9 protein-coding genes are annotated in these 9110 nt (G+C 54.5%); 4 read left to right on the top strand and 5 right to left on the bottom strand.

Annotated elements, in window-relative coordinates; all coding sequences use genetic code 11:
• A partial coding sequence (locus tag ACIQ2T_RS09835) for an ABC1 kinase family protein (RefSeq protein WP_397590658.1) occupies positions 1-653 on the bottom strand: 653 nt, incomplete at its 3' end.
• A gap of 11 nt (positions 654-664) precedes the next feature.
• Positions 665-1396 carry a class I SAM-dependent methyltransferase gene (locus tag ACIQ2T_RS09830; protein ID WP_397590657.1) on the bottom strand — a complete coding sequence of 244 codons (732 nt, stop codon included), beginning with the start codon at positions 1394-1396 and terminating at the stop codon, positions 665-667.
• A 58-nt stretch (positions 1397-1454) separates the two neighbouring features.
• Here ACIQ2T_RS09830 and mutM point away from each other — a divergent pair, with 58 nt between their 5' ends.
• The 4 genes from mutM (at position 1455) to ACIQ2T_RS09810 (ending at position 5696) form a co-directional block, all read left to right on the top strand.
• Positions 1455-2267 (top strand): bifunctional DNA-formamidopyrimidine glycosylase/DNA-(apurinic or apyrimidinic site) lyase, encoded by an 813-nt coding sequence (gene mutM / locus ACIQ2T_RS09825; RefSeq protein WP_397590656.1) that lies wholly within the window; start codon positions 1455-1457, stop codon positions 2265-2267.
• A 108-nt stretch (positions 2268-2375) separates the two neighbouring features.
• Positions 2376-2639 carry a 30S ribosomal protein S20 gene (rpsT, locus tag ACIQ2T_RS09820; protein ID WP_300035424.1) on the top strand — a complete coding sequence of 88 codons (264 nt, stop codon included), beginning with the start codon at positions 2376-2378 and terminating at the stop codon, positions 2637-2639.
• A gap of 513 nt (positions 2640-3152) precedes the next feature.
• Positions 3153-4517, top strand: a complete 1365-nt coding sequence (gene dnaA / locus ACIQ2T_RS09815) for a chromosomal replication initiator protein DnaA (RefSeq protein ID WP_315470544.1) — start codon at positions 3153-3155, stop codon at positions 4515-4517.
• Between the two features lie 240 nt (positions 4518-4757).
• Entirely contained in the window at positions 4758-5696 is a 939-nt protein-coding gene (locus tag ACIQ2T_RS09810) for a hypothetical protein (RefSeq protein WP_397590655.1), read from the top strand.
• A 22-nt stretch (positions 5697-5718) separates the two neighbouring features.
• On the opposite strand, the gene ACIQ2T_RS09805 is transcribed toward ACIQ2T_RS09810, so the two are convergent.
• The 3 genes from ACIQ2T_RS09805 to murJ all read right to left on the bottom strand — a co-directional run bounded on the left by ACIQ2T_RS09805 (position 5719) and on the right by murJ (position 9084).
• Positions 5719-6372 (bottom strand): DUF4136 domain-containing protein, encoded by a 654-nt coding sequence (locus ACIQ2T_RS09805; protein WP_397590654.1) that lies wholly within the window; start codon positions 6370-6372, stop codon positions 5719-5721.
• A 103-nt stretch (positions 6373-6475) separates the two neighbouring features.
• Complete coding sequence (gene trpS, locus ACIQ2T_RS09800) at positions 6476-7474, bottom strand: tryptophan--tRNA ligase (protein WP_397590653.1); 999 nt, start codon at positions 7472-7474, stop codon at positions 6476-6478.
• Between the two features lie 5 nt (positions 7475-7479).
• Positions 7480-9084: a murein biosynthesis integral membrane protein MurJ gene (gene murJ, locus ACIQ2T_RS09795; RefSeq protein WP_397590659.1), complete on the bottom strand. Its 1605-nt coding sequence runs from the start codon at positions 9082-9084 to the stop codon at positions 7480-7482.
• Positions 9085-9110: the final 26 nt, after the last annotated feature.

The following is a 9110-nucleotide window of genomic DNA, read 5'->3' as shown; positions in this document are numbered from 1 at the left end:
ACCATTGCGTCTTTCAGTTCGGACGCGCTTGCCGCTTCACGGCGCAAGTCCAACTCACGCAAAGTCCAGCGTTTCAAGTTGGCGATGACCAGTTGCGGACGCAAACGCGCCGCTTCGCCGCCAAGTGCTTCCAAATGCGCAGCGGCCCATTCATAAGTTTCAATATCGCGGGCAAATTGTTCGCGGATACCGGGGCGAAGCACTTTGATCGCAACATCCTTGCCTTCGGACGTCCGCGCGCGGTGCACCTGCGCGATCGACGCGGCGCCAACCGGCACCGGATCGATATATTCGAACAAAGCGGCCGCTGGCTTATTCAGGCTGGTGTCGATCTGGGCATAGACAAGGTCGAAGGGCGCCGGGGGCAATTGGTCCTGAAGCATCAGCAGATTGTGCACGGCTTCTTCGCCAATGATATCGGGCCTTGTGGCAAGTGTCTGCCCAAGCTTAATCGCCGCAGGGCCAATGGCACGAAACGCCCCGGCATAATCGGGCACTTTAGGTTGGATCGTGCCAAATCGCACAATACGGAGAAGGCGCTTTACTTGCGGCGGGGTGTTGCGATCAGCCTCAATGGCGCGCAATGCCCCGTGGCGCGCAAGAATGCGGCCCCATTTGAGCAAGCGAAGAATATGTGTTGTTGGACGCGTCATATGGTGCGGCGTTACACCTTCCAGCCGCTGTGGATCGCGACCAGTCCGCCCAATATGGGTTCAACTTTGGTTTGCACAAAACCAGCCTCGCCAATCATGCGCTTGAAATTCTGCATATCCGGGAAACGACGAATGGATTCGACGAGATAACGATAGCTGTCTTCGTCTCCTGCAATTGCCTTGCCAAGCTTTGGCACCAGCTTGTCCGAATAGACGTCGTAAATTTGCGCAAGACCCGGCCATTCGACCGTGGAAAATTCAAGGCAGAAGAAGCGGCCACCATAGCGCAGGGCCCGGTGCGCCTCACGCAGTGCCTTGGGAATGTCGGTGACGTTGCGGATGCCAAAGGCGATCGTATACGCATCAAAATGTGCATCGGGGAAGGTCAGCGTCTCAGCATTTTGTGCGGACCAGATGAGGCTGTCGATGCCGCGCTTCATCGCGCGTTCCATGCCCACATCCAGCATGTCTTCGTTGATGTCAGAAACGGTTACTTGCGCACCGGATTTTTCCATACGGAAGGCAATGTCGCCCGTGCCCCCTGCCATGTCGAGAATATCCTCGCCAGCACGCGGCTTTACGCGGCGGACAAAGCTGTCTTTCCACAATCGGTGCATGCCGCCCGACATCGCGTCGTTCATGATGTCATATTTGCGCGCGACATTAGAAAAGACGTCGCCTACGCGCTGCGTCTTTTCTTCGGGGCTAACTTGCTCATAGCCAAAGGATACGGTGTCATTCATTCTGCAGATCCCTAGCGGATTGTTGCGCCAGCCGCAAAGGCTGTTAGGTGAAAATCATATGCCCGAATTACCTGAAGTGGAAACAACTGTCTCCGGCCTGCGGTCGGTCCTTGAAGGCGAGCTGATTGTTCGTGCGGAACCGCGCCGTGCTGACCTGCGTTGGCCAATCCCGCCGGATTTGCGTCAGCGGCTGACGGGCGCGCGGATAGAGACGCTGGGCCGCCGCGCCAAATATGGCTTGATCTACACGGATCGGCAGGACGTGATGATATTTCATTTGGGGATGTCTGGTCGTTGGCGTGTTGACCCGGCGGAAATCGAAAAGCACGACCATTTCATTCTGGAAACAGCGAGCGGGCGGGTGGTCGCGTTGAATGACCATCGCCGCTTCGGTTCGTTGGACATTACCGATTCGGACAAATTAGATGCATACCGCTTCTTTGCCACAATGGGACCAGAGCCACTGTCGGACGCATTCGATGCGTCTGTTTTGCAAACGGCCCTGCATGGCCGAAAGGCACCAATCAAGGCGATGCTGCTGAACCAGAGTATCGTCGCGGGCCTGGGGAATATCTATGTGTGCGAAGCGCTCCATATGGCCGGCATTGAGCCAATTTCTCCCGCATCAAGCATCAGTAAGCCGCGATTAAGCCGATTGGTGGTCGCGATTAAAGAAGTCCTTACTGCCGCGATCGCCGCTGGTGGATCGACGCTACGCGATTTTGCAGCCCCCGATGGTGCGCTTGGCTATTTCGCCAAGGACTGGCGCGTCTATGGCCGAGCTGGGGAACCGTGCGGCTGCGGTGCGACCATATTGCGACGCGTCGGTTCTGGGCGGTCGACCTTCTACTGCCCGAAATGCCAGCGATAATGCGGCAATATGAGGTTGACGAATCTGTTAGGCAGGGTTATGGGCCGCTCCTTCAACGGGTGTACCGCATGGGTACGCCTTTTCAGATATCGAAATTCGAGGACAAAAATGGCCAATACGCCGCAAGCAAAAAAGCGTATCCGTCGCAACGCGCGTCGCACTGAAGTCAATGGCGCACGCGTCAGCCGCATCCGCACTTTCATCAAGAAAGTCGAATCGGCGATCGCACTTGGCGACAAGACTGCTGCAGCCGCAGCCCTTGCAGCAGCGCAGCCAGAACTGGCGCGCGGCGTATCTAAGGGCGTCTTCCACAAAAACACAGCTTCGCGCAAATTTGGTCGCCTCACAAAGGCGGTCGGCGGTCTCGCTTAAGCGTTACTGACTGTGCCGGATTGTCCGGCTGCTAAAATTCAAAACCCGCCGCAATCACGGCGGGTTTTTCTTTGGCCAGTGTAATATTATTGAAACATGAGGATTTCCTGCGATTCGGAAGAGATGCCCGTAGTGGCGTGTAAAAATAACCATTAAAATCAATTGGATAGATATTAGTTAACGCATTTGCTCGCGTCTTACCGAGTCAATGGCATTTATTTCATTTTTTTTAAGTGCGGCTCTTGATCGACTCGATTTTAGGGGTCTAAGAATATTGCGTCCAGCAACGCATGACGACAGTCAGGCAATGCCCTACATGGAGAATTTAAACGCAGCAGTGGCTGCATTTGGCAACAAATGCGCGGCCACGCTTCTGGTGATCCGTGTCCGGTAGATAGCTTGCGGTTGTGTAGTACTGGATGGGGTGGAAAATCGGGGGCAGGCAAGTTGACCGAAGGCAATTCAGTATCGCAGATAAAATTGGGTCAAGCAGGAAGCGCCAATGATGCTTCAATGCTAAACGCACGTTTTGACGCCGATTGGCATAATATTTCTTCAGGATTGCGACGCGATCTTGGCGCGCAAATCTACGGGCAATGGATTCGTTCCATAAGCCTTGGCGATTTTTGCGACCTGACAGGCACGCTGGAGCTTTTGTTGCCGTCGGATTTCTCTGCCAGCTGGGTTTCGGACCATTATGCTGACCGTTTGCGTCTGGCTTGGTCAATTACCAATAGCAGCGTCAAGCAGCTAAAAATCCGGACCCGTCCTGGTGCGCCACGTGTGGAGTTGCTCCGCGCTTCCAACAATGCGGAACGTGCCGTCGCGCAGGAGGCAAGTGAGGCAATCGCCCCGCGTTCGGCGCTTGATCCGCGGATGACTTTTGCGAATTTCGTTAAGGGCCAAACCAATGTTCTTGCCCTCAGCGCGGCAGAACGCGTCGCTTCCAAAGACAAGCCACTTTTCAACCCGCTGTATCTTCAGGCTGCGACTGGCCAAGGCAAGACGCACTTAATGCATGCCATTGGCCATGCATATTCTGAGGTCAATCCCGACGCACAGATTCTGTATATGTCGGCTGAAAAGTTCATGATGGAATTTGTGACCGCTATGCGGCGCAAGGAAGTTATGGAGTTTAAGGCACGGTTGCGTGCCGTTGACGTTCTCCTGATTGACGATATCCAGTTCATCATTGGCAAGGTGTCAACGCAGGAAGAGTTTCTGCACACGATCGACGCCATCATTGGTGCAGGCAAACGCTTGGTCGTCTCCGCTGACCGCGCTCCACAAGCGCTAGACGGTGTTGATCAGCGTATCTTGTCGCGCTTGTCGATGGGCTTGGTTGCCGACATTCAGCCTGCTGACCTTGAGCTGCGTCGCTTGATTTTGGAGCAACGCCTCGCCAACATGCCGGAAGCGCAAGTCGGTGAAGATGTTGTAGAGTTTCTTGCCCGCACCATCAGCCGCAATGTCCGCGAATTGGAAGGCGGATTGAACAAGCTGCTCGCTTACGCACAATTGACCGGCAAGCCGATTACCCGGACGCTCGCGGAAGAACAGCTCAAAGATATCTTAAGTGCATGCCGCCGCCGCATCACCATTGACGAAATCCAACGTGCGGTCTGCGAATATTATCGCATCGATCGCAGCGAAATGTCGTCAAAGCGTCGCGCCCGCGCCGTAGTTCGTCCACGCCAAGTGGCCATGTATCTGGCAAAGGTCATGACGCCGCGTAGCTATCCTGAAATCGGTCGCAAATTCGGTGGCCGTGATCACTCGACGGTCATTCATGCTGTGCGCTTGGTCGAAGGCCTTCGTCAGCAGGACAGCGAGATGGATAATGACGTCCGCGCCTTGCTGCGCCAATTGGAAGCTTGAGTTTTACTTTTCCACCCCTTTTCAACAGCCTTTCCAACGCTTATTCCCCGAGATTGATTCGGAGGGAATCGGATGAACCAAGTTTGCGCATCATGTGGAGCAGCTGCGGCCAATGATGCTGCTTTTTGCGCAAGTTGCGGGCATGCAATAAAGCGCGCCGCGGCTTCCACAAAACGCGCTGCGGCCCCAAAGAAACGCCGGTGGGGAGTTCCTACAATCTTTGTGCTGGGCATTTTGGCCATGGGTGCCCTGTATTTTTGGCTATTCATTGCGGATGATTTGCGCCGCGATGATGCTGCGCCCGCGATTGCGTCGCAATCCGACGATCGTGCCGAAGCGCAGATTTTCTTCACGATGACTGAAGCCAATATTCGCGACAAGCCAGCAATGACCGGCAGTGTTATCTTGGGTAAAATGCCCCGCGGCTCGCAGTTGACTGGAATCGTTCGGTCCGATTCTGATCCCAGCGTTGCGTGGCTTGAACTGAGCGACGGTAATGGCTTCGTGGCGCTGGCTAACCTATCGCAAGTCAAACCGCCGGTTCTTGTTAAATCCTTGGATGACCAGATTTGGATAGCTGACGGCGCGCTTGATGTGTGGGCCACTACGCTGCCGGACAGCAATTTGTTGGACCGGGTTGGCGAGGGAACACAGCTGACGCTGGTTGGAACAACCGAAGATAACTTTATTGAGGTCAAGCTCTCTGGTGATCGTTATGGCTATCTGAATGACGCCCAAGCGATCATCGCGCGCCTTGGCGGTAAGCCCATTATGATTGCGTTCAACCCGCAAACCTGCGCGTTTTCGGGTGAGATTGGGGCTGAATTTGCCAAAATTGGCGCGCAGCAGCAGGCAAAATGGCAGGCATTAGAAGCAAAAGAATTTGCGGACGAAGCTGCGCGTGACAAGGCCTATGCGGGGGTCGAAGGCAAAAGCAAATATATGAAGCTCCGCCGTTCTTTTGAAGGATTGTCGCTGACAGGAATTGGCCAGCATTATGAGTCGCAATCGTTATATTTCAACGAACCACCTGGCCAGGTCATAGCGGTATTTCGCGCACAAGGGTTCAACATCGGGCGCGATGGGCTTTTTCCATCTACCGACCTTTACGCAGGGATATCCGCGACGCGCGGTGAGAGTGCTACCTACGGAAAAACCGAGCTGAGTTGCGGCGTTTAACGCGCCACAACCTTATTCTTACTTAGCGTTTTTCCTCTGGCGCAACAGATATGCGCACTGTTTCACCGCCGTTGCCAGGGAAGCCAGTGAACATGGCTTCGATCAGGTTCGGCACCAGATGCGGCAATTTGTTTGAACGCGACTTCGCTTCGGCCTTGCCTTCAAATAGGCGTTTGCCGTCATTGTTGCGATCAATCTTCATATCAAGATTGGCGGTGTATACCGTAAAGCTGTCGACGTCATACGGACGGTTGAAGCCACTGTATAGGAACGGATCATAATAACCGACGACATAGCGCGCGCCCTGCCGTGTGCGGACGACATAGGGACGGTAGAAGCTGCCAAAGCCCCAATAAGGGTCATAAAATGGGTCCCGCCGAACGATGTTGCGCTCCTTGCCATCATCAACCGCATAATCGAGCATCACCGTCATATCGGCGTTTGGACCTGATGCAGGTACATAGCCGACTTCCTGAAGCTCGGTAGCGACCAAAGCCGCATATTGTCCGAATTCAATACCACCTGCATTAGTTGGGTTTGCCGCCCGAATGACAAAGGTCTGGCCTTGCGGGGCAGGAAGTTCTTGAAAGCGCGACACCTCCGCGTTGAAGGGCGTGGCGCAGGCGCCAAGCGTAAGCAACGCTAGGGGAGCTAGAAATATTACGACCTTTTTCATCAGTTTATATTCCTTCAAAATCGGCCAAATGCCAAATACCATATAACCGTCGAAAACTAAGTTAGTTTCAATGAACTGCGGTTGAACAACATTGCGGTCCTGTTTACCGCAGCAGTCCAAGCGCAGCATAGGCTGCCTTTAAAGTTGGCGTGCTCAATTCGCGCGCCTTTGCGGCTCCTTTGGCCAGCGCGGCGTCAATCTGTTCGTGATCGTCTTTCAACGCTGTGAAGCGTTCGGAAATCGGACGAAGATGCTCAGCCACAATTTCTGCCAATGCAGGTTTGAACGCGCCAAAGCCTTGGCCGCCAAAACGCGTCAAAGTGTCCTCGACGGTTTCGTTGGCAAAGGCGGCATAAATACCGACCAAGTTCTTGGCTTCGGGGCGGCCCTCAAGGCCGTCTGGTTCGGAAGGCAATGGCTCAGGATCGGTTTTCGCTTTCTTGATTTTGCTTAAGATCGTGTCGGCGTCATCGGTGAGGTTGATGCGGCTCATATCGCTTGGGTCAGACTTCGACATTTTTGCACTGCCGTCCCGTAAGCTCATAATGCGCGCGGTTGCTTTGGGAATGATCGGGTCGGGCAGGGTGAAAATGTCCGTGCCATTGCCGAAATCCGTATTGAATTTCTGCGCGATGTCGCGCGCGAGTTCCAAATGCTGTTTTTGGTCTTCGCCAACGGGCACATGCGTTGCCTGATATAATAAAACATCAGCGGCTTGCAGGACGGGGTAGGTAAACAAAGCAATGCTGGCGCCTTCACGGTTTTTACCGGACTTGTCCTTGAACTGAGTCATCCGGTTTAACCAACCCATGCGCGCTGTCCCAGTCAGCAACCATTGCAGTTCGGCATGGGCAGGAACCTGCGCCTGATTGAACAGAATCGCCTTGTTGATATCCAGCCCGCAGGCCAGGAGCGCCGCTGCCATCTCGCGGGTATTTGCGGTGAGTTCTGAAGGAATATGCGGCATCGAAATTGCGTGCAAATCCGCGAGGAAATAAAGGCACTCCATTTCATCCTGCATTTTGACCCAATTTCGGATTGCGCCCAGATAATTGCCCAGATGAAGGTTGCCAGTTGGCTGAATGCCGGAAACGACGCGCATGTGTTTTACTCGCTTGCAGGAGCCGCAGGCGAAACTGCACGCCGACGGAGAAGAGATTTCAATTCGCTGATTCGGTAAGCCCCTAACACCAAGATTGCTAGCGCATATACCGCGCCGCCCGCGTTCACTAATATCGATAGAACGGCAATGCGCCGCCACAATCCAGTGCCAAGCTGATCTTCGATGAGTTCATTACCGAAATAGAGCGAAACGCCCATAATGAATGCTGCCAAGACGATCCGCCACACCTTGCGCTTTAACCGATCATCCACCGCGATGTGGCCGCGTTTCCGCAATGTGATCCACAACAACGCGACGTTCACCCAAGCCGATAGGGCAGTCGCTACGCCAACACCAATATGCGCCAGTGGCCAAATGAGGATGAGGTTACCGATTAGGTTTACCAGCATTGCCCATAATGCCAGCCGCAACGGCGTTTTTGTGTCGCTGCGTGCGTAGAATCCCGGGGTCAGTACCTTGATCAGCACATAAGCAGGGACGCCGACCGAAAAGGCCATAAGCACAGCCGCTGTGCCGCGCGTGTCGGCGGAGGTAAAGGCGCCATGTTCGAATATGCCATGCACGATAGGAATTGCGGACACGATGAGCGCCGCGGTCGCTGGCATCGCGAAGAACAACGCCAGCTCAACAGCGCGATTCTGTGTATCGGAAGCTGCTTTGCTATCCGCGCCTGCAATCTGCCGCGAAAGCGCTGGCAAAATAGCTGTGCCAATAGCAATGCCGATCAGGCCAAGTGGCAACTGGTTCAGTCGGTCGGCATAATAGAGCCAAGATACCGACCCTTCGGGTAGAAATCTTGCCGCAAGTGAGGTGGAGATCAGCAAGTTGAACTGGATAGCCCCTTGCCCGATGGCGGCCGGCGCGATCAAAGCGAGCATCAATTTTACGTCGGGTGTCAGGCGCGGCAATGTAAGCTTAAGATTAACGCCAGCTTTGTGACATGCCCACATTAGCCACAGCAATTGCAGTGCGCCGGATACGGTAACCGCAATCGCTTGGGTTGCTGCCGTTTCTATCGGGGTGTCGCCGCGGAAGAATATCAGCGCGACGATCATGCAGATGTTCAGTAATATCGGCGCTGCGGCATTGACCCAGAAGCGGTTCAGCGAATTCAATATGCCCCCAAGCAACGAGACCAAAGATATCAGCGCCAGATAAGGGAAGGTAATGATCGTGAGGTGCCGGGCCAGCGCAAATTTCTCGGGCCCGCCATCGGGAAAGCCGCCGGTCATCGCCCAGACAATGGGGCCAGCGGCCAGCATCATGATAATCGTAAACAGCACCAAAAACGGGAACAGCACCGAAAGCACTTGGCTAGCGAATGTGCGCGCGGCGATCAGGCCACGGCCAGCCTCCTCGCGCTCGGCCTCTGTCATTTTCTTGTTAAACAGCGGCACGAAAACTGCCGCAAAAGCACCCTCTGCGAACAGCGCCCGAAACAGATTGGGTAAACGCCATGCGATTAAAAACGCATCGGAGGCAAGGCCAGCACCAACATAGCGCGCCATAAGCATATCGCGCACAAGGCCAAGCACGCGGCTGACTAATGTCAGCCCCCCTATGGTTATGCTGTTACGAACCAGGCTCATATGTGCACCTGGCGCAACCGGCTTCA

Source organism: Sphingorhabdus sp. (assembly GCF_044357595.1).
Taxonomy (GTDB): domain Bacteria; phylum Pseudomonadota; class Alphaproteobacteria; order Sphingomonadales; family Sphingomonadaceae; genus Sphingorhabdus_B.
This window is presented reverse-complemented; position numbering and strand designations above follow the sequence as displayed.

Bases quoted from the DNA above. Each gene is read 5' to 3' on its own strand.
- ACIQ2T_RS09830 (WP_397590657.1), bottom strand. From the start codon at position 1,396: ATGAATGACACCGTATCCTTTGGCTATGAGCAAGTTAGCCCCGAAGAA.
- mutM (WP_397590656.1), top strand. From the start codon at position 1,455: ATGCCCGAATTACCTGAAGTGGAAACAACTGTCTCCGGCCTGCGGTCG.
- rpsT (WP_300035424.1), top strand. From the start codon at position 2,376: ATGGCCAATACGCCGCAAGCAAAAAAGCGTATCCGTCGCAACGCGCGT.
- dnaA (WP_315470544.1), top strand. From the start codon at position 3,153: ATGCTAAACGCACGTTTTGACGCCGATTGGCATAATATTTCTTCAGGA.
- ACIQ2T_RS09810 (WP_397590655.1), top strand. From the start codon at position 4,758: ATGGGTGCCCTGTATTTTTGGCTATTCATTGCGGATGATTTGCGCCGC.
- ACIQ2T_RS09805 (WP_397590654.1), bottom strand. From the start codon at position 6,372: ATGAAAAAGGTCGTAATATTTCTAGCTCCCCTAGCGTTGCTTACGCTT.
- trpS (WP_397590653.1), bottom strand. From the start codon at position 7,474: ATGCGCGTCGTTTCCGGCATTCAGCCAACTGGCAACCTTCATCTGGGC.
- murJ (WP_397590659.1), bottom strand. From the start codon at position 9,084: ATGAGCCTGGTTCGTAACAGCATAACCATAGGGGGGCTGACATTAGTC.